Annotated in this window: 22 protein-coding genes; 8 read left to right on the top strand and 14 right to left on the bottom strand. The window is 60.0% G+C overall.

What is annotated here, in order from left to right:
* Window positions 1–86 precede the first annotated feature (86 nt).
* On the top strand, window positions 87–539 hold the full coding sequence (locus tag AC54AF_RS24360) for a winged helix-turn-helix transcriptional regulator (protein ID WP_496638629.1): 453 nt from the start codon (window positions 87–89) through the stop codon (window positions 537–539).
* On the top strand, window positions 536–1,756 hold the full coding sequence (locus AC54AF_RS24365) for a D-amino acid dehydrogenase (protein WP_496638630.1): 1,221 nt from the start codon (window positions 536–538) through the stop codon (window positions 1,754–1,756). Before AC54AF_RS24360 ends, AC54AF_RS24365 begins: the two co-directional genes overlap by 4 nt.
* Here the strand turns inward: AC54AF_RS24365 and AC54AF_RS24370 are convergent.
* The 3 genes from AC54AF_RS24370 to AC54AF_RS24380 all read right to left on the bottom strand — a co-directional run bounded on the left by AC54AF_RS24370 (window position 1,731) and on the right by AC54AF_RS24380 (window position 4,904).
* Window positions 1,731–2,822, bottom strand: coding sequence for a hypothetical protein (locus AC54AF_RS24370; RefSeq protein ID WP_496638631.1), 1,092 nt, complete (start codon window positions 2,820–2,822; stop codon window positions 1,731–1,733). The two genes, AC54AF_RS24365 and AC54AF_RS24370, sit on opposite strands and share 26 nt — an antisense overlap.
* 66 nt (window positions 2,823–2,888) lie before the next feature.
* Window positions 2,889–3,923, bottom strand: a complete 1,035-nt coding sequence (locus tag AC54AF_RS24375) for a MerR family transcriptional regulator (RefSeq protein WP_496638632.1) — start codon at window positions 3,921–3,923, stop codon at window positions 2,889–2,891.
* Between the two features lie 69 nt (window positions 3,924–3,992).
* A complete protein-coding gene (locus tag AC54AF_RS24380; RefSeq protein WP_496638633.1) occupies window positions 3,993–4,904 on the bottom strand; it encodes a LysR family transcriptional regulator in 912 nt (303 codons plus the stop codon).
* Between the two features lie 97 nt (window positions 4,905–5,001).
* Here AC54AF_RS24380 and AC54AF_RS24385 point away from each other — a divergent pair, with 97 nt between their 5' ends.
* Window positions 5,002–6,069, top strand: coding sequence for an SDR family oxidoreductase (locus AC54AF_RS24385; RefSeq protein WP_496638634.1), 1,068 nt, complete (start codon window positions 5,002–5,004; stop codon window positions 6,067–6,069).
* A 124-nt stretch (window positions 6,070–6,193) separates the two neighbouring features.
* Here AC54AF_RS24385 and AC54AF_RS24390 read toward each other — a convergent pair whose 3' ends face one another.
* The 3 genes from AC54AF_RS24390 to AC54AF_RS24400 form a co-directional block, all read right to left on the bottom strand.
* On the bottom strand, window positions 6,194–7,138 hold the full coding sequence (locus AC54AF_RS24390) for an SMP-30/gluconolactonase/LRE family protein (RefSeq protein ID WP_496638635.1): 945 nt from the start codon (window positions 7,136–7,138) through the stop codon (window positions 6,194–6,196).
* 224 nt (window positions 7,139–7,362) lie between these two features.
* Window positions 7,363–7,605: an Imm32 family immunity protein gene (locus AC54AF_RS24395; protein WP_496638636.1), complete on the bottom strand. Its 243-nt coding sequence runs from the start codon at window positions 7,603–7,605 to the stop codon at window positions 7,363–7,365.
* Window positions 7,602–8,360 carry a hypothetical protein gene (locus tag AC54AF_RS24400; protein ID WP_496638637.1) on the bottom strand — a complete coding sequence of 253 codons (759 nt, stop codon included), beginning with the start codon at window positions 8,358–8,360 and terminating at the stop codon, window positions 7,602–7,604. Before AC54AF_RS24400 ends, AC54AF_RS24395 begins: the two co-directional genes overlap by 4 nt.
* 214 nt (window positions 8,361–8,574) lie before the next feature.
* Between AC54AF_RS24400 and AC54AF_RS24405 the strand changes: the two genes are divergently transcribed.
* The 5 genes from AC54AF_RS24405 to AC54AF_RS24425 all read left to right on the top strand — a co-directional run bounded on the left by AC54AF_RS24405 (window position 8,575) and on the right by AC54AF_RS24425 (window position 12,622).
* Window positions 8,575–8,811 (top strand): hypothetical protein, encoded by a 237-nt coding sequence (locus tag AC54AF_RS24405; RefSeq protein WP_282406083.1) that lies wholly within the window; start codon window positions 8,575–8,577, stop codon window positions 8,809–8,811.
* A 163-nt stretch (window positions 8,812–8,974) separates the two neighbouring features.
* The gene (locus tag AC54AF_RS24410; RefSeq protein WP_496638638.1) at window positions 8,975–10,345 is read left to right on the top strand and encodes a hybrid sensor histidine kinase/response regulator; all 1,371 of its coding nucleotides are present in this window, start codon (window positions 8,975–8,977) and stop codon (window positions 10,343–10,345) included.
* Between the two features lie 70 nt (window positions 10,346–10,415).
* On the top strand, window positions 10,416–10,832 hold the full coding sequence (locus AC54AF_RS24415) for a hypothetical protein (RefSeq protein WP_496638639.1): 417 nt from the start codon (window positions 10,416–10,418) through the stop codon (window positions 10,830–10,832).
* Window positions 10,829–12,274, top strand: coding sequence for an ATPase domain-containing protein (locus AC54AF_RS24420; protein WP_496638640.1), 1,446 nt, complete (start codon window positions 10,829–10,831; stop codon window positions 12,272–12,274). The genes AC54AF_RS24415 and AC54AF_RS24420 overlap by 4 nt, the downstream gene beginning before the upstream one ends.
* 105 nt (window positions 12,275–12,379) lie before the next feature.
* On the top strand, window positions 12,380–12,622 hold the full coding sequence (locus AC54AF_RS24425) for a hypothetical protein (RefSeq protein WP_496638641.1): 243 nt from the start codon (window positions 12,380–12,382) through the stop codon (window positions 12,620–12,622).
* A 48-nt stretch (window positions 12,623–12,670) separates the two neighbouring features.
* Here the strand turns inward: AC54AF_RS24425 and AC54AF_RS24430 are convergent, their stop codons facing one another.
* The 8 genes from AC54AF_RS24430 to AC54AF_RS24465 form a co-directional block, all read right to left on the bottom strand.
* On the bottom strand, window positions 12,671–13,825 hold the full coding sequence (locus AC54AF_RS24430; protein ID WP_131689069.1) for an ATP-binding protein: 1,155 nt from the start codon (window positions 13,823–13,825) through the stop codon (window positions 12,671–12,673).
* Window positions 13,826–13,974: 149 nt separating this feature from the next.
* Window positions 13,975–14,343 carry a hypothetical protein gene (locus tag AC54AF_RS24435; RefSeq protein WP_496638642.1) on the bottom strand — a complete coding sequence of 123 codons (369 nt, stop codon included), beginning with the start codon at window positions 14,341–14,343 and terminating at the stop codon, window positions 13,975–13,977.
* A 1-nt stretch (window position 14,344) separates the two neighbouring features.
* Complete coding sequence (locus tag AC54AF_RS24440) at window positions 14,345–14,950, bottom strand: hypothetical protein (protein ID WP_496638643.1); 606 nt, start codon at window positions 14,948–14,950, stop codon at window positions 14,345–14,347.
* 407 nt (window positions 14,951–15,357) lie between these two features.
* Complete coding sequence (locus tag AC54AF_RS24445; protein WP_496638644.1) at window positions 15,358–16,422, bottom strand: hypothetical protein; 1,065 nt, start codon at window positions 16,420–16,422, stop codon at window positions 15,358–15,360.
* A 92-nt stretch (window positions 16,423–16,514) separates the two neighbouring features.
* The gene (locus AC54AF_RS24450; RefSeq protein ID WP_496638645.1) at window positions 16,515–17,147 is read right to left on the bottom strand and encodes a hypothetical protein; all 633 of its coding nucleotides are present in this window, start codon (window positions 17,145–17,147) and stop codon (window positions 16,515–16,517) included.
* Window positions 17,140–18,054 (bottom strand): DNA-processing protein DprA, encoded by a 915-nt coding sequence (locus AC54AF_RS24455; protein WP_496638646.1) that lies wholly within the window; start codon window positions 18,052–18,054, stop codon window positions 17,140–17,142. Before AC54AF_RS24455 ends, AC54AF_RS24450 begins: the two co-directional genes overlap by 8 nt.
* Window positions 18,055–18,294: 240 nt before the next feature.
* Window positions 18,295–19,461, bottom strand: a complete 1,167-nt coding sequence (locus AC54AF_RS24460; protein WP_496638647.1) for an Arm DNA-binding domain-containing protein — start codon at window positions 19,459–19,461, stop codon at window positions 18,295–18,297.
* A 306-nt stretch (window positions 19,462–19,767) separates the two neighbouring features.
* Window positions 19,768–20,007, bottom strand: a complete 240-nt coding sequence (locus AC54AF_RS24465) for a hypothetical protein (RefSeq protein ID WP_496638648.1) — start codon at window positions 20,005–20,007, stop codon at window positions 19,768–19,770.
* Window positions 20,008–20,159 lie beyond the last annotated feature (152 nt).

Here is a 20,159-nt window from a genome sequence, read left to right on the forward strand (position 1 = left end):
GTCAATCAAGTGGTTTCAAATTAAAACTAGTTGGAGTCTACGCCGGGAAGTTTTAAAATGCAACCAGTCAATCCTGGAGAATGCCCGTGGCCAAGCGCAAGAGCCTGAAAACCGACCCCTGTCCCGTGGCGCGCGCGCTCGACGCGATCGGCGAGCGCTGGTCGCTCCTGATCGTGCGCGATGCCTTCGACGGCATGCGCCGGTTCGGGGAATTCCAGAAAAGCCTGGGCGTGGCGAAGAACATTCTGGCCGACCGCCTGCACACCCTGGTGGAAGAGGGCATCTTTACGGTTGCCCCCGCCTCGGATGGCACGGCGTATCAGGAATACGTGCTGACGCCCAAGGGACTGGCGCTGTTTCCCGTCGTCGTCGGCCTGCGCCAGTGGAGCGAGGCGCAATTGTTCGAAGCGGGCGAGGCGCACTCGACCCTGCTGCAGCGCGCCTCAAGCTTGCCCGTGCGCCGCATGGATGTGCTGGGCGAGGATGGGCGCGTCTTGCAGGCGGGCGATACCGTCGTGCACAAGGTGTCGCCACGATGACGCGGGTGGCCGTGCTGGGCGCCGGCATCACGGGCGTCACCACCGCTTACGCGCTGGCGAAACGGGGCGTCAATGTCACCCTGATCGAGCGCCACCGCTATGCGGCCATGGAAACGTCGTATGCGAACGGCGGGCAATTGTCGGCCTCGCACGCGGAAGTGTGGAATCACAAGGCGACGATTGTGAATGCCCTGAAATGGATGGTGCGGCGCGACGCGCCCCTGCTGCTCCATCCATGGCCCAGTTGGCACAAGCTGAGCTGGTTTGCGCAGTTTCTCGCCGCCATGCCGGACTACGAGCGCAACACCATCGCCACGGCGCGCATGGCGATCGCTGCGCGCGCACACCTGTTCGCCTGGGCGCAAGAAGAAGGTATCGACTTCGACCACCGCCGCGCCGGCATCCTGCATGTCTACCGTGACCAGCGCGGCTTCGAGCGGGCGGCCGGCGTGTCGCGCCTGCTGGCGCAGGGCGGCTTGCAGCGGCGCGCCGTCACGCGGCAGGAAATGCGCGCCATCGAGCCTACCTTGCAAGGCGACTTTTACGGCGGCTACTACACGGACAGCGATTCCACGGGCGACATCCACAAATTCACCAGCGGCCTGGCCGACGCCTGCGCCCGCCTTGGCGTGGCGTGCCGCTACGGTGCGCAGGTGACGGCGCTGGCGCGCGAGCACGGCAAGGTGCGCGTTTCCATGGGTGAAGACAGTACCCTGTTCGACGCCGCCGTCATCTGCGCGGGCACGGCCAGCCGCGCCCTGGCGGCAATGCTCGGCGACCATGTGAATGTGTATCCCGTGAAAGGGTACTCGATTACCGTGCAGTTTGAAGATGCGGCCAGCCGGGCGGCGGCGCCGAAGGTCAGCCTGCTTGACGACGCCACCAAGCTGGTCAGCAGCCGCCTGGGCGAAGACCGGCTACGGGTGGCGGGCACGGCCGAATTCAACGGCGTCAACTATGACATCCGCGCCGACCGCATCCGCCCGCTATTGCAGTGGGTCGAGCAGTGTTTTCCCGGCATCAATACGCGCAAGGTGATCCCGTGGGCGGGCTTGCGCCCCATGCTGCCGGCCATGCTGCCGAAGGTGGGGCCGGGCAAGGCGCCGGGCGTGTACTACAACACGGGCCACGGCCACCTGGGCTGGACCCTGGCGGCGGCGACGGCGGAGATGGTCGCAGAGGTGGTGGTGGCTAGTTCTTCGGCAATAGATCGCTGAGCGCGGCGCGGCCCTTGACGGTGAGGAAGGGGCCGACCTTGCTGTAGGGCAGCAGAAAATCGTTTTCGCAGCCGCTGCCGTTGGCGTCTTCCCAGAACGACACACCTTCCGGCTTCAGGGACAGGTGAAAGCGGCCGCGGCCGTCGTAATCCGTGCCCTTGCACTCGGCGTCGATCTTCACGTCCTTGTACAGGGCCTGGCGCAGGCGGTCCGGCAATTCGGCCTTGTCGTCGCCGTCGCTGGCGCTGGCGCCAAACCAGTTCCACACGTCCGTTTCCTGGCCCGTTTTCACGTCCCAGGTGCGGAATTTGATGGAGATGCCGCGGGCGCCATAGCCGGCCGGCCAGCGGTAGAACTTGACCGTCACCCAGCGCGGCGACCAGTAGGTCGGCTCCGCATACACTTCGTCTTCCGTCGTGAAACCGTTGCGGCCCAGGTATTCGCGCCGCGTGGCATAGAAGTCGGCCAGGTCTTTTTTACTTTTTGCCAGCACGGCGCGCAGCTGCGCATTGATTTTCGCCACGCCATCGCCGGGCGCGATCAATTCCACCGTGATGGTGTCGCCGATTTGCAGGTTACGGTATTGCTTGCCTTCGAAGGCGATGGGTTTGCTCGTTTTGATGTTGGGAAACGCTTCCAGCGTCAGGTTGTAGGCATCGCTGGCGCAGGATGGCTGCTCGCGGTCGCCCGCCGCTTCCAGCAGGGTCAAGGCCAGGGGCAGCGTCTTGCCGCTTTTCGGCTCCGTCCAGGTGCCGGTGACTTTGCCATCTTGTGGCGCGTCCAGGCTCCACGTGCCCGTCGTGTCGCCCTTGGCGTCGAGCTCCTGCCACAGAATTTTACCGTTCGGCTTGGCCAGCATGATCGGCGTCTTGTAGCGCGTGTAGTAATAATTGCCGCTGCGGTCAGACCCTTGCGTGGGGCTGGGCTGGTTGAAGCAGGCCACGATATTGGCCTTGCCCAGAGTGCCCTGCCACACCCCTTGCACGGGCGGCTCGGCCGCCATGGCCAGATTCAGGGCGGGCAGGGACAGACATACAAGCAATGAACGTGGCACATAGCGGCGCATCGGTTTTTCCTCTCGTGGGCGAAGGCCGATTCTACATGGCCCCGCCCACGAGAGGCCACACGTCAACTATGCTTTGGGACGCTCCTGCGCCACGATAGCCATCGCCGCGCCCAGGTAGTGCAGCATGGCCCCGTCGACAAAGCTGCCTTCCATCAGCCGTGGTTCCTGCTGGTGCGCCTGGCGGAATTTCAGCTGCGTGGCCGGGTTCGTGCCCGCATACGAGCGGAACAGTTCCAGCCACTGCCGCGCCAGTTGCAGCACGGCCGGGTCGGTGGGCGGCGTGCGCGCATCCATGGCGGCGCGCACGGCGGCGATCAGGGCCGGCCACTCGCCCGAGCGCTTGCCGTAATTGGCCACCAGGTGCGCATATTCCTGTTCGTCGAGGAAAGGCTTGTACAGCGCCATGCGCGAGGCATTGAAAGCGGCGAGGATGAAACGCATCACCTCCGCATCGATGCTGGTCGTCGCTTGCATCGATGGCTCCTGCGCGTGCATGTCGTTCAGGCGCGCGAACAGGCCCGGGTGGGCGCCCGTGTCGCGCACCAGCTTGACCATCCATTGCGTGGCCAGCGCCTGCGCTTGTGCATCGCCGGGGCCGGCGCCCGCGTCCCTGGCGGCGCGCACGCGCGCCACCAGTTCCTTCCATTCCTGTTCCACGGCCGCGTCCGACAGCAGCGGCAGCTGTTGCAGTTCTTCGGGACTAAAGTATTTGTCGTACATGGTCATCAACTCCATTGTGGTGAACCACTCGGCCAGTTCCGGCGCCTGCCCCTGCGCCAGTTGCGCCTGCAGGGTGCACAGGCGTACACGCAAGGTGGACGCCTGCGCGATCTGGCGCTCCAGCATGGCGATCTGCTGCGCCACGATGGAATGCAAAGGCAGAGCCGGGCCGGCGAGGGCATTGGCGATATCGGCCAGCGACAGCCCGAACTTGCGCAGCGCCATGATCCGGTGCAGCCGGTCCATGTCGCCGTGCTGGTACAGGCGGTAGCCAGCGGGTGTGCGCGCCGAAGGCGAGAGCAGGCCGATGCTGTCGTAATGGTGCAGGGTGCGGATGCTCAAGCCTGTCATTTTGGCCAGTTCACCGATTTTCAACAGCATGGCGTACTCCTTTCCGGGTGCGTGCAAGCAGAATCGCGCCTGACGTAGCGTCAGGGTCAAGCGATATCGTTAGCTGATGGTCAGCCGCTGCCGCAATTCCTGCAGCAGGGTGCCCGTCTTGGGCGTCAGCTGGCGCGCCAGTGGCCACGCCAGGTACAGCGGCAAGCCGGGCGTGGCCAGTTCCGGCAGCACTGCCACGATGGCGCCCGTCGCCAGGTATTCCTGCACCAGCCAGGTGGCCAGCTGCGCCACGCCCAGGCCCGCCAGCACGGCGGCCGTGCGCGCTTCCGCGTCGCCCACCGTCATGCGGGGAGACGTCAGACGGTATTCCACCTGTCCGCCGTTATCGCCGGGGAACAGCCACGGCATGGGCGAGCCGTCGCCGCGACCGTAGGCGATGCAGTCGTGCTGCTCCAGCTCCGCGATGGACGCGGGCGTGCCGCGCCGCGCCAGATAGGCGGGGGCCGCGCACAGGATCAACTGTTCGTCGCCCAGGTGCATCTGCCCCAGCGCCGCCGGCCAGTGCGAGGGCGCGCCGATGCGCACGGCGATATCGATGCGCTCCTCGAACAGGTCGACGAAGCGGTCGCTGAAGGCGATCGATGGCTGCAGGCGCGGATACTGCGCGCACAGCGCCAGCAGGGCCGGCATCACGCGCAGACGGCCGTACGCGGCGGGCACGCCGATGCGTACCTTGCCCGCCAGTTCCGTCGCGTGTTCGGCCAGCACGTCTTCCGCATCCATCAGTTCCTGCAGCACGCGCTTGCAGGTGGCGTAGTAGGCGCGGCCCGCGTCGCTCAGTTTCAGCCGGCGCGTGCTGCGCTCGAACAGCAGCACGCCCAGCCGTTCTTCGAGGCGCGCCACGCTCTTGCTCACGGCCGAGCTGCTCAGGTGCAGGCGCTCGGCCGCTTTCGTGAAACTGCCCGCGTCGGCCGTGGCGAGGAAGGGCGTGAGGCCCTTGACATGTTCGGATGAAAACATGATTCGGGAATTCCATTCATGAATAAGGTGAAATAGTATCGCGGATAAGAATTTCAGTCGCGTATATGATGATTCTTTCTTTTGGAGGCTTTCACTCATGCAAAAACACGCCCTCATCATCGGCGCCAGCGGGGTCATCGGCAGCAAGCTGGCCACGCATTTGCTGGCGCAGGGCTGGCAGGTGACGGGCGTCTCGCGCGGCCGCACGCCCGTGCCCGTTGGATGCACGGCTTTGCCACTCGATGCGACGGATGGCGCGGCCGTCGCTGCAGCGCTGGCGGGCCTGGACGCCAGCCACGTCTTCTTCACGGCCTGGGCGCGCCAGGAAAACGAGCAGGAAAACATCCGCGTCAACGGCGCCATGGTGGCCAATGTGCTGGCCGCGCTGGGGCCGAACGGCCGCTTGCGCCACGCGGCGCTGGTGACGGGCCTCAAGCATTACCTGGGACCGTTCGATGCGTATGGCAAGGGAACCGTGCCTGTGACGCCATTTCGCGAAGAGCAGGGGCGCCAGGACGTCGAGAATTTTTACTATGCGCAGGAGGACCGCCTGTTTGAAGCGGCCGCGCAGTACGGCTTTACGTGGAGCGTGCACCGCCCGCACACCATCATCGGCTATGCGCTGGGCAATGCCATGAACATGGGGCTGACGCTGGCCGTGTATGCGAATTTGTGCAAGGCCAGCGGCGCGCCCTTCGTCTTTCCCGGTTCATCCGCGCAGTGGCACGGCCTGTCCGACATGACGGACGCGGACCAGATCGCGCGCCACCTGGCGTGGGCCGCCGACAGCCCCGCCGCGCGCAACGAAGACTTCAATATCGTCAATGGCGACGTGTTCCGCTGGAAGTGGCTGTGGCCGCGCCTGGCCGCCTACTTCGGCATCGAGGCGGCGGATCTGCCCGAGGCGATGGCGCCGCTGGCTGAGCGCATGCAGGATGCGCCCGCGCAATGGCGTGCCATCGCGCAGCAGCATGGCCTGGTGGAGGCTGACATCAGCCGCCTGGCTTCCTGGTGGCATACGGATGCCGACCTGGGGCGGCCGATGGAAGTGATGACGGACATGGGCAAGAGCCGCAAGGCGGGCTTTCTCGATTACCAGGATACGCAGGATGCCTTCTTCAATCTGTTCGAGAAGTTGAAGGCGGAGCGCGTCATTCCGCGCTGACCCGGTCGCGGCCAACCATGTTGTCGGCTTACGCCGTTCCGGCTAAGCCGACCTACCAGACTGCGCGTGCATGGTGGCGCAGCGTAGGTCGGCTTAGCGCGCAAGCGCGTAAGCCGACATTCGGCTATTCGGGCTTGCGCCGCTCCTGCGCCCGCTGCCACTCCAGGCCCGGGCGGTCGACGCGAAATTGCAGCAGGCGTCCCTGCACCACTTCCGTCACGTACGCCGTGCGGCCATCGGGGCCGCCGAAGGTGATGTTGCTGGGCTTGGCGCCGGGCACGCTGATTTCGCGCAGGATGCGTCCCTGTGGCGACAATTTCACCACGCTCCCCTTGCCGTAGCGCGTCACGTACAGATTGCCGTCGACATCGACGCGCATGCCGTCCATGCCGAAATCGTCGAACCTGATCAGCAATCGCTTGCCGCTCAGGCTGCCGTCCGCGGCGATGTCATACATCCAGATATTGCGCTGCACGCTTTCATTCACATACAAAATCTTGCCGTCGGGACTGACCTCGATGCCGTTGGCCGTGCCCATGGTGTCGAGCGCCAGGGTCACCGTGCCATCCTGCGCGATGCGCCACACGCGGCCCGTGTTTTCCTTCCAGTTCGGGTCGCTCGCATACAGCACGTCGTCTTTGGTGATGGCGATGTCGTTCGGCTGCGTCATGCGCGGCTCGCGCGCGTGGATGGTGAGCGCGCGCGTGGCCGGGTCGACCAGGTAAATCGTGTGTTCCATGTAGTCTGCCAGGTACATCTGGCCACGGCTGCCGAAGCGGATGCCGTTGGCGATGCTGGTGCCGGGCAGGGTCAGGTACACCTCGCCGCTTCCGCCGGGGCTGACCTTGCCGATAGTTTGCTGGCGCGCAAAGTTGACGGCATAGATATTGCCATCCGCATCCACGGCCGGCCCTTCGATGCCCTTGGTAAAGGAGTGCGCGGGCGTGAGGGTGGTGGCGAGGAACAGCGCCTCGTGCGCGGGCGGACTGGCGCAGGCGGACAAATTGGCCAGCGCGGCGGCCAGCACGGCGGCGCGCAGCGCCGGCAGGGCGGTTCGGAAATCGGACATCGGGTGTTCTCTGTGTGGCAAAGGTGGCGTATGTTACCCGACGCGCGCAGACGCAGGCGCCAGGCTAAGTAATCCTCAGGAAATTATTGTGAATTTATGACGAACAGAACCGGATGCTATGCAAGGCGCCCGCTGCGACGCAGTGCGAGCACTGCTAGCAGCGGGCAACGCCGCAGAGCGCCGGTTATGGAAGTCAGAAATCACAATAATTTATTGGGGGTTACTTAGGCCGCCACCACGACCAGGTCGGGGAAGTCGTCCTGCCAGCCGTCCCACTCGTCTTGCAGATGGGCGTGCATGCCGGCGCGCTCTTGCGCCTGCTCAAAGGTGTCCGCGCTGGCCAGCAGAAAATGGGCGATGGCGCGCAAGGTGGCCGGGTCGGCCTGGATGGTCACGTCGGAGCAGGGCAGGGGCCGCTCGGCGGCGGCGTCCTGCAGATAGCAGTGCAGCGATAAATGTGTGGTCATGGGTGTCGGTTGTTGATGTAGGCGCCCAGCATGGCGTGTGTGTTGAGTGCGGCGCGGACGGCGTCCAGTTCCCCGGGCTGCAGGTGCCAGAAGGTGAGGCCGGCATGCTCTTCGCAGCGGCCATGGGCTTGCATCGCGTCGCGCAGCGCTTGCCGGCGCTCGGGCGGCAGCGCATCCAGTCTGGCTTGCGTGAAACCATTGATGGGATAGACATCGCGCAGGTGCGAATCTTGCAGCCCGCGCCGCTTGATGGCGGCCCAGTTATTTGCCGGACAAGGGATGCCAAAGGTCATCGGATGGGCCTCATCGAGCTGCCGGTAGCCGAGTGCGTAGCCGGTGCCATAGCCCTGTGTTTCAGCGTAGCAGTACACATATTCGCAATGGTCAAACAGGCCGGGTATGGCCCGCGCGGCGTCGAGCAACGGCACCAGCGCAAGCTTGCTGGCGCGTATGGACAGAATCAGCGACGAGCCCGATAAATACATGGCCTGCGCGTCGCAGTTGACGGCCTCGTCAGCTTCGTCGGGCGGCACGATGCGCGGCGAAAGCAGTCCGATGCCGTCGTTCTCTGGCGCGAACAGCATCTTCTCGTAATTGCGCTGTGAGAACTTGACGATCTTGCCGCGCTTGTTGCCGTAGCGCTCGACGGATTCGCCTATCTGCGCGAACCAGGCGAACAGCTGCGCGCTGGCCGTGGCGGGAATGAAGGGGGTATTTTTCTTGAATTCGCCAACGAGGAAATGGTATGGGTCCATATGGCAATGCGGGGGAGGGGGGCGAGGGGCATATTTTTGCACAGGATGCCAAACGCTGCCAATGCGTGCGGGCCCCCTGTTCAGGTGGCCTGATGCGTATGTACTTGATTTACATGCGATTCGGGCCGCATTGCGGTTACACTAAGTCTGACTATACTGAAATGACGGCCGTGGTTCCTGTTCGCGGCGGCGCTGGCAATCCAACGGAGGCCTCATGTCCTATGCAAATCCCACCACCCATAATGGCTTCCTGATTTCGGCCTACGCCTGCGAGCTGCCGGAGGGATGCTGGCAGGGACAGTTGGTGCTGAGCAAGTGCGGCTTTGAAGATGTCCGGCAAGCCAATCTGGAAAATCGCAGCACGCAGCACGAGGCGGAGCAATCGGCCCTGGCCATGGGCTGGCAGCTGGCCAATTACGTGCTACCCCTGCGCACTGTTGACGATAAGTAATCTAATGCTTTCATTTGGGAAGGGAAATAGGGTATCGTGTTCGGATAGAAAGCAATACACCGTATGCAGCAATAGAGCTGGCGTGCGCGGCGATGTCTGAGTGAACGCCGCGGAACGAAGAGTTGTCCTTGAGGCCGGCCCCCACAGGCCGCACACCGTCACCATGCACCACACAGCACTCTCGCCGGATCCTGAGGATGCGCCCGCCCAGCAATTGCCCCCCGAGCACAATCTGCATGCTCTGCATAGCCGCGAAGTCAAGCTGTTGCGCGAGACGATCAATCAATTGTTGATCATGGCCAAGATGCAGGTGCAGGAAAAGGATAAATCCGACGCCTTCGGCCTGTTGATCATGCAGTTGCGCGAAGCCAATCAAAATCTCGTGCTGGCAACGTTTGGCGCACAGGACATGCAAGCGTCCGCCGAAGCGACCACCTTGCGCCAGACGGAATTCCTGGCCATGCTGGCGCATGAGTTGCGCAATCCCTTGCAGCCGCTGGCGATGGCCAATGACTTGCTGGCCAAGAAGATCGACCTCGATCCCCAGCTGGCGCACGTGCATGGCGTGATCGGCCGCCAGGTGGCGCATATGGCGCGCCTGATCGACGACTTGCTCGACGCTTCGCGCGTCAGCAGCGGGAAGATCACCTTGCAGCTGGCGCCCATCCTGCTGAGCGACATCCTCGCCGGCGCCATGGAAGTTGGCCAGGCCAGCATCAGCCAACGCCAGCAAGTGCTGAGCGTGAGCCTGCCGAGCGAACCGCTGGTGATCGAAGGGGACCTGGTGCGGTTGACACAAGTGTTTGCCAACCTGCTCATCAATGCAAGCAAGTTTACGCACGAGTTTGGCCATATCGACATCGTCGTCAGGCGTCACGATAATCTGGTGGAAATTGCCGTCAACGACGATGGCGCCGGTATCGCGCTCGATATCCAGCCCTTCATCTTCGACCTGTTTACCCAGGGCTTCCGTTCGCTGGAACGGGCGCAGGGCGGCCTGGGCATCGGCCTGTCGCTGGTGCGCATCATTACCCAGCTGCATGGCGGAACCGTCGACGTGTTCAGCGCCGGGGTCGGCTTCGGCAGCCAGTTTGTCTTGCAGCTGCCCCTGTCGTCGCTGGCGCCGCCATCGCAGGACGTGCATGTGGAACATGCGGCGCATGCAGCGCCACGCCGCATATTGCTGATCGAGGATAATGCCGATGCGGCGGAAATGCTGGCCCTGCTGCTGACGCAGGACGGCCACCATGTCGACGTGCGCGATGACGGCCCCAGCGGCTTGCGCGCCGCGCTCGATGCGCCCTACGATGTGATCGTATGCGATATCGGCTTGCCGGGCATGGATGGCTTCCAGGTCATCAGTTCGGCCCGCGCGGCCCTGGTGGCGCCGCTGCCATGCTTTGTCGCCGCGTCCGGCTACAGCCAGCTTGGCGAGTTCGACCGCGCCGGGCAGGCCGGGTTTGACCATTACCTGGTAAAACCCATCAATATCGACGCTTTGTCGAAAATAATCACGGCAAAGGCTCCGCGCTGACAGGCGAGGGAGTCCCGATGCTTTCATTAACATGGTCCATGCACCGAAACCGCAGAGAAAAGATCCGATTATGGCCACAGTCCATGAACAGCGGCAGCGCAGGATAGAACACGCGCTGTTACGCGACCCAGGTGCGGTGGTAGACGTCAGTATTCGCCTTTGGGAGCGGCTGGCCACTGAATTGAACCAGATCATTGGTGAGCGGGGCGTGGAGTCAATGTATGCCCGCAGCCTGCACCAGAGTCAGAAACAGTTCAGCTGGCTGACGCCCCATCCGCCGCAAGCGCTGCAAGCTGCCATGAGCGCCTTGCGCGCCAGCTTGCAGGGCCAGGCGGACACCGTTGCCTGCGCGGCAAGCACGGCGATGCTGATGCACTTCATCAATACCCTTATTTTACTAATTGGCGAACTCTTAACGAATAGCATCCTCCTTAAAGCCTGGGGTGATGACGTTGTGAATAATGCTGGAACGGAGCCGAACGAATGAACAAAGTCACCATCCACCGCCTGGCCACTGGCGTGCCAGGGCTGGACGAACTGCTGGGCGGCGGAATACCGGAATTTTCCTTCAACCTGGTGGCGGGCACGCCCGGCAGCGGCAAGACGACGCTGGCGCACCAGATCATGTTCTCCCTCGCCACGCCGGAGCGCAAGGCGTTGTTTTTCACGGTGCTGGGCGAGCCGCCGCTGAAGATGCTGCGCTATCAGCAGCAATTTCCCTTCTTCGATGTGGAAAAGATCAACCAGTCGATCAAGTTCGTCAATCTGTCGGCGGACTTGCTGGAAGGCGATTTCGACCGCGTGCTGGCGCGCATCGCCGAAGAGGTCGAAGCGTTCTCGCCCAGCCTCGTCTTCGTCGACTCCTTCCGCTCCGTGGTGCAGTCGGCCAAGGCCATGGACACGGGCGCTGCCGGCCTGCAGAATTTCGTGCAGCAACTGGGCGCGCAAATGACCAGCTGGCTGGCCACGACCTTCCTGATCGGCGAGTACCTGACGCCCGAGGCCGAGTCGAGTGCCGTGTTCACGGTGGCCGACGGCATCCTGTGGCTGTCGCAGCTCGTGCACCGTGACGCCATGGTGCGCAAGATCCAGGTGGTCAAGATGCGCGGCCAGTCACAAAGCCTGGGCGCGCATACCTTCCGCATCAATGACGATGGGGTGGAGATCTTTTCCCGCGCCGTGCTGAAGGCGAGCGGCATTGGCAAGGTCAGCATTTCCGGCAATGAACGCCTGTCGCTGGGCGTGCCGGAGCTCGACCAGATGATGGGGGGCGGCTTGCCGGCCGGCTATTCGCTGTTGCTGGTGGGGCCGTCCGGTTCCGGCAAGACCGTGCTGGCCACGCAATTTCTCGCGGAAGGCGTGCGCTGCGGCGAGCCCGGCGTGATCGCCGCCTTCGAGAAAAGCCCGAACCAGCTGCTCAGCCATCAGCTGAATGCCCTCGTTGATTCCGGCCAGATCGGCGTGATCAACACGCGTACGCTCGACCTGTCGCTGGATGAAATCCTGCACGACCTGGTGGGCATGATCACGCGCATGAAGGCCAAGCGCGTGGTCATCGACTCGCTGTCCGGCTTTGAAATGGCGCTGGCGTCCATGTTCCGCGAGGATTTCCGCGAATCGCTGTACCGCCTGGTGGCGGCCTTGACGGACATGGGCGTGTCCGTGCTGATGACGGCCGAACTGGAAGACCAGTACACCATGCTGCGCTTCAGTTCCTACGGCAACGCCTTCCTGGCCGACGCCATCGTCATGCAGCGCTACATCGAGCTCGAAGGCCAGTTCAAGCGCGTCATGTCGGTAGTGAAGGTGCGCGGTAGCGGCCACAGCAAGGATATCCGCTTCTATGACATCGACGCCGGGGGCATGAAGATCGGCGCCGCCCTCAGCCAGTACCAGGGCATCCTGTCGGGCGAGCCCTACCGGGCTTAGGCGATGAGGCGTATGATGGAAGCGTGGCCATGCCGGCAGCGATGGCCGTGCGCACAGGGGACCGATGCGTCCGCTGAGTTTCCGAGCTGATCAAGAGGAGATATGATGGACAAACCCGAATTCATCCTGGCCGCGAAAGCCATGGAAACGCTGGAGATGTATCAGACCTTCTATGGCCATTCGCAGGAATACCAGGCGCACCATCAGGAAGTGTTGAAACTGCTGCGCCACAAGGGCGCCTCCCTGCTGGTGTCGGACCATGGACCGGCGAAGTTCCTGCTGGCCTTTGCCGATGCGCTGGAGGTAGCCAACTTGCCGGGCGAGTATGTGCCGCTGAGCCGCAGGTAGGGCGGGCCCGTCCCGGCAGGGGAGGCCGTCCTCTCCGAGGGGGCGCGGCTAGCCGCCGTTCGCTCCCTCGTTCAGCGATACCCTGGGCAGGCGCACGGTAAATACCGTGCCGCATTCCAGGCTGGACTCGGCGCCGATGGTGCCGCCGTGCGCGCTGGCAATTTCACGCGCGATAAACAGACCCAATCCGATACTGGTGGCATTCGGCGCCTTGTGATCGTCGGAAATGGCCAGCTGTACCAGGGGATCGAAAATGCTCTTCAGCGAGGCTTCCGGGATCTGGCGGCCGAAATTCTTCACTTGCACCACCGCCGTATCAGGATCGCCGCAGGCCGTGATGGTCACCGGCTGGTCGTCGGTGCGATATTGCGCAGCATTGTTGAGCAAATTGGAAAACAGCTGGGCCAGGCGGGGCGCATCGAAGTCGCCGATCATTTCGCCCGTGGTGCTCAGTTCGAATTTGCATTGCGGGTGAGCGGCCGAAGCATCCTCGACGGCCGTCTTGCAGATTGCCCCCAGGTCGCCCAAAGTGGGCGAAATGGGCATGTGTCCCCCCAGTTGCGTCCTGGCAAATTCCAGCAGATCGTTCACCATGGTGGTCATGGTCGCTGCGCTGCGTGCAACCCGCGCCCCGATCTGCACCGTGGAAGCAGAGGTCGCGCTTGGCCGGCTCAGCAGCGCACCGGCCATCGTCATCGTGCTCAGCGGACTGCGCAGATCGTGGCTGAGGATGGCGAGAAAGGTATTGCGGGTGCGGTCGCTCTGCTGCGAGTAGCGTATGGCCGATTCCTGCAGCGCCTGGTCTATCGCTTCATTGAAGCGCAAGATGTCTTCCGTTGCCGTTTTCGATGCCACCGAGACCTGTGCCATCCACAGGCGCAGAACGCTGGCCCGCATCGCGCGAAATTCCGCCGTCAGCTGCGGCAGCGTGAAGCCGATCTGCTGGCGCAGGGAGCCATGCGTGGCGGCCGCCGTTTCCTTGCCCTCAATTTCCGACACGCCCGTGGTCGATTTCTTTTTTCGCTGCGCCGCATTCTCGATGACGTCCATGTCGCGCACGATGGTTTGCAGCATCTGCTTGGCATGATCGCGCAATTCTGCTTTCGAGATGGCGGCGCCAGGAATGGGGAGCGATCTGGCGAAGAGTTCCCACTCTTCCAGGATCTGCTCCAGATGGCCGGTAATAAAGCGTGATAGTTTCACGGTGGACCAATGCGTTGATGGAAGAGGAGCCAGTGTACGCTGTTGCGGTGATCAGTGTGCTTGAATAGCGTTTTTACCCTTCGTTCTCGACCAGCCAAGGATGGGATGGTGTACCAATCGCGGACCTGGTTCCGGTCACCCCGGGCGATCTAGCAAATCGCTCCGGCAATGCTTTTGCCACTGCGCAGGTCAAAGCCGAAGTGGCACACATAACCGTCGTGATCCCGGACACAGGAAACATTTTCCTTGTCGCGCTGCCGATAACCTTTTTCCAAACTGCAGCGCTCTTTCGAATCCGGAGCCATGGAGTCAAACATGTCTTTTGCCACGGTCCCCGTTACCATGAAGGAAATCTTGCGTTCACGCAATGTAGGTGGTTTCTGGTCGTCCAAGGTATTCGAATAGATCAGATAAGAACCCTTGAACGGCTTGTATTCGCCCCAGTCGCTGTTGCCAGCCGCATAAGCCAGTGAAAACAGGGTGAAGGCGCCGCACGCCATAGCCCGTAGTTTTTTCATGTCAGGCGCTCAGTTCCAGGTGGAAGTGATGGTCGTGATTTTTGAATGGCGTCACGAGCGGAATGCCGGTATCGTTAAACAGCACCCTGCGCACACCGGCATGCGCGCGAAAAAGTGCGATGAGCTTTGCTGTCGCGGCTTGATCGTATTCCTTGCTATGCCAATATACCGGAAGAGGCAGGCCATCTTTGCGCAGTGGACGAATATCCACCTCCAGTCCGGACTTGTGCGTTGAGTGTTGTCCATAGGCGGTTCCGTTAGCCAGGCTAATGTTGCCGACACCAAATTTCCGCGTATCCGTCGCTTGCCATTCGCGCTCCACATACAGCAGTGCCATCATCATGTTCGGGTGCGCATATTGGCCCGCACCCCTGCCCGGCGTGCCATAGGCGTAATACCCTGCATCTTCCGGAGCCTGAGGCAGGATGAAAAAACCGCGCTTATCCCTGGGCTGAACTTCAAGCATGGTCAACTCCACTATGCGCAAGGGGGGAGCTGGCATTGTTTCGCATTCCTTTCCATATGGAATTGCGGTATCGCAAACAATGGCAAGCTGGAACCGGGTTTTTCCGTTGCTCTCGGTGGTGCGTGTGCCGGCCTTGTCCATGTACAATCGGCAACAGAGACGCCGGGACGGCGAGGGTCAGGTCCGCCATTCGTACACGGCCTGAGCGGGTGATGTTGTCGTGAGGAAAAACTGCCTGCGGCGCAAAACCTGGTCAGAAGAATCGGAGAGGGTTGCGCTTGCAAGCGCAACCCGGTTTTGCGGCGCCGAGCTGCGCTCGCCGAAGCCCCGCAAACCCCCCGCGTCCGTACCGGACGCGGATTTGATGCCTGCGCTCTGCATGCATGGAATAAATAAAAAGGGCCTCCCCGCCAAAACGGGGAAGCCCTTTTTCTTTATTCAGTGGTGGAGACGGCGGGAATCGAACCCACCGAGAATGAGCCACGCATGCGGTGCGTGCCAACTATGTTGACTAAATGTTGGCAATTGCGCGTCTCAGTCGGGGGAGACTATTGAAGAATTGTATGTAGATCAGTCTGAGCATTCGCATCCACTCCACCTGAAAAGAAAGCGGGCGGCGCGGACTTGAACTGTCCAAGTTGAACAGGCTCAAACGGGTCAGATAAAATAGTTATGTCATAAGCACGTAGTTGTGATCCGAACTTACCCAGGGCGATGCCCGTTACTGAAACAGCTCCAGCAGCTCGTAGAAAGGCAGAAGCTACTCCAAATGAGACACCGTAAGTTGTGCAGTCGTCAATCACAATGACGTTTGCCCCACGTAGTCTTTGTTTGTCTTTGTAGAAGGGGTTTAGATGGATGGAAGTGATTTGATCAGTCGGATCTGTACGATCTCCCCCACCGCCGGTGGATCGTTTAACAGACGGCTTGTGTCGAATAAATAGGGGTTCACCACGTTTGCAAAAGCGCACTCTTGAGACAGTTGTACGCAAACGATGGGTGAAGTCGCTGAGTACCTCTGTATCAGTATTTACGCTTTTCGATGATGGATATACGCCCCAAACCAGATCTTTTTTTGCCCCAAAACCATCGGTCAGTAGTGAGCGCGCAGTCACGGCTAAGAGCGCGTTTAAACGGCTACCGCCATTTTTGACTGTATTGGTTAGTTTTTGTGCAAAATTTTGCTGAGTGTTTGATTTGCCGAAACCAGACAAATCGGCAAGAGCTCGGATGCAATATTTCGGATTCTCAGCGGCAAACCACCACTTTCCGCTCCACTTTGCCGTAAGCTCTACAACCTCTTGGAGTTGTTGTGCATTTTGAACGGATATCCCCAAGTCCCGTACTAAAGGCGATGCGGACCATGCGCCCGCAATCAAGATAGCCCCGCCATTCTTACCCATCCTGACGTCATCGTCTTTTGTCGCTAGGACCAGAACATCAAATGGATTTAATGAGTGAAGAGACGCATTGTGAGCGACTATCCCCCCAGTCTGGCGACCACGTACCTGAAGAAATTGTACTTTGCTAGAAGAGAATGCAGTTTCAAACCAGTCAGGTTCCGTGTGATTTGAAATTAAGGCAACGGCATTCCCCGCAGCCTTGACATCCATTAGAACTTGTACCAGGGCAGGGTCTGGTTTTCCGAGGCGTAAGATTCCATCGGGGGATGCCATAATAATTAGCAAATCAATTCACCTTATAGTTAAATAAGTGCGTCAAAATCGGACTTGGGCACACGTCGTGCTACAAATAATCCTACTAGTGTAGCCTTCGGGAATCTATCTGACAAAAGACGTTTAGCTGCACGAAAGTGGCATCCTGTGGTTAGGACGTCATCGACTATGAAAATTAGATCAGGTTCAGGATTTGATAGGGTCTCATCAATCCGATAATTCTGCAATACTTCATCTGGAGTTGGCCGCGTGTCATTTAGATGCGTCGCATCGACAGACCGAATTTGAAGGATGAGTTCGCGGAAATCGCTCGGGCGAGCGGCTGACGCTAGTTGCAAAACTCGGGACATCCGATCATCATAAAGTGGATGGTCTTTGGTCTTGGATGGTGGAATTGGAACGAAAGTTAATACGGCATCTTCTCTAATGTTGCGACGAATGATATTCGCAATATTTCCTATTGCACGCTCCTTGTATGCCCATTCTTGTTTGCCTCGTTTTTCAACGCTTTTCTTGAAATTATGAATTAGTTGATTAGTTTCGCTGCATGCGTGACCGCCGCGTGCAGTATATTCGCCAATGTAGTAGCACTCGTCATTAGAGTCTAAATACCAGTGATCGGGCAGAGCTAACTCATCAATTTTCAGAAAGCGATTATTCAAGATTTGCCTTTATGTCATCGTAGTCAACAACCCGAATCGCTCCCTGTTTTTCGAATCTCGCAGGCCAGGTTAGTTCTGGGTTCTGGAAACAGCTATCAAGAATAAACAATTTCCGACCTTGGTGCAATGCCGCCCGTGCCTGAGTGAGGGTACCCGATGTGTTACTTGCCTCAATGATAATCGTGGCTTGCGACAACGCGGACATTGTTGCATTCCGCTCAGGGAAGAAGAATCTGTTGAATTTAAACGACTGTTGGGAGTAACGCCAAATAGGAACTTGGCTGATAAGCAAATGTTCTGTCGCAATTTTGTCTTGTAGCGCTCTGTTTTCTGGTGGGTAATACTCAGTGATAGGTGTACCGATTACAGCGACAGTATCACCACCATATTCGATGGCAGTGGTATGCGCGACAGTATCAATGCCACGCGCCAATCCGGAGACGATAGTGTATCCATCCTTCACCAGCAATTTGACTATTTTTCGAGCCCTACGAATACCTTCTTCTGTGGGCTGACGAGATCCCACAATTGCGACCCGCTTCGGTGCTTCAATAAGATCCCAATGTCCTCGATAATACAAAAATTCGACGGGATGCGCGGCGCTTCTGAGTCGGTCAGGATAGTCTTCGGAACCATGAATGCGCACTCCGTAGTCGTCAATTTTTGCATGCCTAATTTTCTCAAGAACACGTGCTAACGTTTCATCAATTTCTGGTTCGCTCACCAGCTCTGACGGCATTGTCCCGGGATTCTCACGGAAACAGTCAGCAATTGTCTTAAAACTTGCATTTTGGTGAGACCACAATGCCTCATACGCTGCCATTTCGCGTAAGGGCAAAATAGGTTTGTTGCTGAGAATTGAGTCCAATGCGTTCATTTTTTGATAAAAATCCGGTTGTTGTAGCAATTTTGGAAATTATTTCCTAATTGTATTTTTGACTAAGCTAACTGTTGACCGTCAAGGGTAGCAAACAGTGTACTTGAACACCAGATGAAGTGCAAAAGTCCATCGAACAGGGGCAGGATAACGAATTTCCGGCCACCTGTTCATGCCCTAATGATTAAGCGAAACTGCTGTGCATACAGAACGTTGGAGTCCGATACTTAGGCTCGATGTAGGGAGTGGGATGCAGCTGCTGACGTGCATTTAGGTAGGAGTATCAGGGCAGTTAGTACCGAAAACTGCCTCCGCTTTGGCGCCCGCAAGACGGTCAGCTTCCGGCATCCAACGTCCGTACACGCGAGCAATCATTGTCCAGTCTGCATGCCCCATCTGTTTTGCGACCCACATAGGGTGTTCACCGGCTGATAGCATCATGCTGGCGTAAGTGTGACGCGTCTGATAAGGGTTTCGATACCGCACGCCAGCGCTTTGCAAGATGCCGGTCCATAGGGTCTTGCGGATCGGCTGGTCGCCCTCCCAGCGCCGTTCCAGGCGTGGATTTTGAAAGACTTCCTCGCCTTTCGCCCAGGTGAACGCCTTTTGTTCCTGCAGCGCATGCATCGCGCGCTCCAGCAGCTTGATTTCGCGGCGGCCGGCGTTCGTCTTGGTGCTTTCTGCCGCCTTGGAGTGTTGAGTGAGGGCGCGCGTCACCATCACGACGCCGCGTACGAAGTCGACGTCGGCCCAGTCCAGGGCCACCAGTTCGGACGTGCGCAAGCCGGTCCAGAAGGCAAACTGCAGGAGGTTGCGCCCCTGGCCGGTTGCTTGCGTGAGAATCGCCGCCTGTTCCTCCTTCGTGAACGGGTCGATATCGTCCTTCGACTGGGGCGCCTCGACCTTGGAATAGCACCAGCGTGCCAGCGGATTGACCTCGATCAGTTCGTCCTCTATCGCGTCGTCCAGAGCCTTGCGTAGCACGCTCTGGATGTTGGCCATGGTCTTGTTGGTCGCGTTCATGGGCTCCAGCTTCGCCCGCACGTCCTTCTTGCGCAGCGCCGACAGCATGATTGTGCCGAACCAAGGGATCAGCTGGCCAACGACGATCTTGCGATAGCCGTTGTACGTGCTGGCCTTGAGGTGCTTTTTTTGCCTGTCGAGCCACTTATCCAGAAACGCCTCGATGGTCTGCACGTCGCCCACCTGGTCGGCGAACTTGACGGCATTGGACGATTGGGGGAAGGTGGCCGTGTAGTCAAAGCTGTTGGTGGCGATGGCATGCAGGATCGCCGCCCGGTGGTTCTCGGCCCGTTTCAGATTAGCGGAGGTGGGCTTGAGCGCGATCCTTTCCCGGCACCTGGTGCCGCGATACATGAAGGTGATTTCGATGCTGCTTTCCGATGCAGCTTTAACACCTCGCCCGTCTCTACCCATGATTCATACCCTTTCACGTCAATTAAAATTCGATTGTCTGGCGCCTTGATCCAGACGGCGTCTTTCGGCCAGATCCCATCCCGGATCTTTGTTCTGATCGCGTCGGGCGTGTAACCCGACTCGGTGGAGAACTTCGGTATGGTCATGTAGCGAAGCATTTCTTTTTCCTATTCTCGGAATCGGTTTGTACCGCCAAAGCAAACGCTTCGGCCTCCGTGTATTGCGGCACCTCAGCGCCTGGCTTGCGGTAATCGCGCAGTCGACAAAATTCCTTGTAATCCGCTTCCTCGGGAGGGGAGGCCGCTGTCATGCTGGGCACCCGACAGGCGCGGCTGCTTTCTTGACCGCCTCGATGGCGCCCAGCGGCACCGCCCGGAACGTGCCCGGCCACTGGTGGTCCAGCTCCACCCAGGCGTGCAGCTCGCCATTGCCCACGTCGCGGCGCAAGTCGTTGACGGTGCCGGCCTGGTAGCCTTCGTCGGTATCGAATGTCACGCGGTCGCCCAGGGCGATTTGCCGCGGCGAATTGGTCAGGGTGTTCAGCATTGCGGTGCTCCTTTCAGTTTGGCGGTAACGCCGCACACGCCGAAGTGGTCGATGGCGGCCTGGATCGCGTCGCCGCTGGAAGCGGCAATCGCGGCGTATTCAAAGCGTTCGGTTTGCGTGCGAACGATCACGGCATAGGTGCTCATGTGCCA

The organism is Janthinobacterium sp. JF4, from assembly GCF_059617925.1.

Bases quoted from the DNA above. Each gene is read 5' to 3' on its own strand.
- AC54AF_RS24400 (WP_496638637.1), bottom strand. From the start codon at position 8,360: ATGGACCCATACCATTTCCTCGTTGGCGAATTCAAGAAAAATACCCCC.
- AC54AF_RS24370 (WP_496638631.1), bottom strand. From the start codon at position 2,822: ATGCGCCGCTATGTGCCACGTTCATTGCTTGTATGTCTGTCCCTGCCC.
- AC54AF_RS24445 (WP_496638644.1), bottom strand. From the start codon at position 16,422: ATGGATGTCAAGGCTGCGGGGAATGCCGTTGCCTTAATTTCAAATCAC.
- AC54AF_RS24435 (WP_496638642.1), bottom strand. From the start codon at position 14,343: ATGAAAAAACTACGGGCTATGGCGTGCGGCGCCTTCACCCTGTTTTCA.
- AC54AF_RS24385 (WP_496638634.1), top strand. From the start codon at position 5,002: ATGCAAAAACACGCCCTCATCATCGGCGCCAGCGGGGTCATCGGCAGC.
- AC54AF_RS24375 (WP_496638632.1), bottom strand. From the start codon at position 3,923: ATGCTGTTGAAAATCGGTGAACTGGCCAAAATGACAGGCTTGAGCATC.
- AC54AF_RS24395 (WP_496638636.1), bottom strand. From the start codon at position 7,605: ATGACCACACATTTATCGCTGCACTGCTATCTGCAGGACGCCGCCGCC.
- AC54AF_RS24460 (WP_496638647.1), bottom strand. From the start codon at position 19,461: ATGGGTAGAGACGGGCGAGGTGTTAAAGCTGCATCGGAAAGCAGCATC.
- AC54AF_RS24410 (WP_496638638.1), top strand. From the start codon at position 8,975: ATGCACCACACAGCACTCTCGCCGGATCCTGAGGATGCGCCCGCCCAG.
- AC54AF_RS24425 (WP_496638641.1), top strand. From the start codon at position 12,380: ATGGACAAACCCGAATTCATCCTGGCCGCGAAAGCCATGGAAACGCTG.
- AC54AF_RS24405 (WP_282406083.1), top strand. From the start codon at position 8,575: ATGTCCTATGCAAATCCCACCACCCATAATGGCTTCCTGATTTCGGCC.
- AC54AF_RS24465 (WP_496638648.1), bottom strand. From the start codon at position 20,007: ATGCTGAACACCCTGACCAATTCGCCGCGGCAAATCGCCCTGGGCGAC.
- AC54AF_RS24390 (WP_496638635.1), bottom strand. From the start codon at position 7,138: ATGTCCGATTTCCGAACCGCCCTGCCGGCGCTGCGCGCCGCCGTGCTG.
- AC54AF_RS24380 (WP_496638633.1), bottom strand. From the start codon at position 4,904: ATGTTTTCATCCGAACATGTCAAGGGCCTCACGCCCTTCCTCGCCACG.
- AC54AF_RS24420 (WP_496638640.1), top strand. From the start codon at position 10,829: ATGAACAAAGTCACCATCCACCGCCTGGCCACTGGCGTGCCAGGGCTG.
- AC54AF_RS24415 (WP_496638639.1), top strand. From the start codon at position 10,416: ATGGCCACAGTCCATGAACAGCGGCAGCGCAGGATAGAACACGCGCTG.
- AC54AF_RS24440 (WP_496638643.1), bottom strand. From the start codon at position 14,950: ATGGACAAGGCCGGCACACGCACCACCGAGAGCAACGGAAAAACCCGG.
- AC54AF_RS24365 (WP_496638630.1), top strand. From the start codon at position 536: ATGACGCGGGTGGCCGTGCTGGGCGCCGGCATCACGGGCGTCACCACC.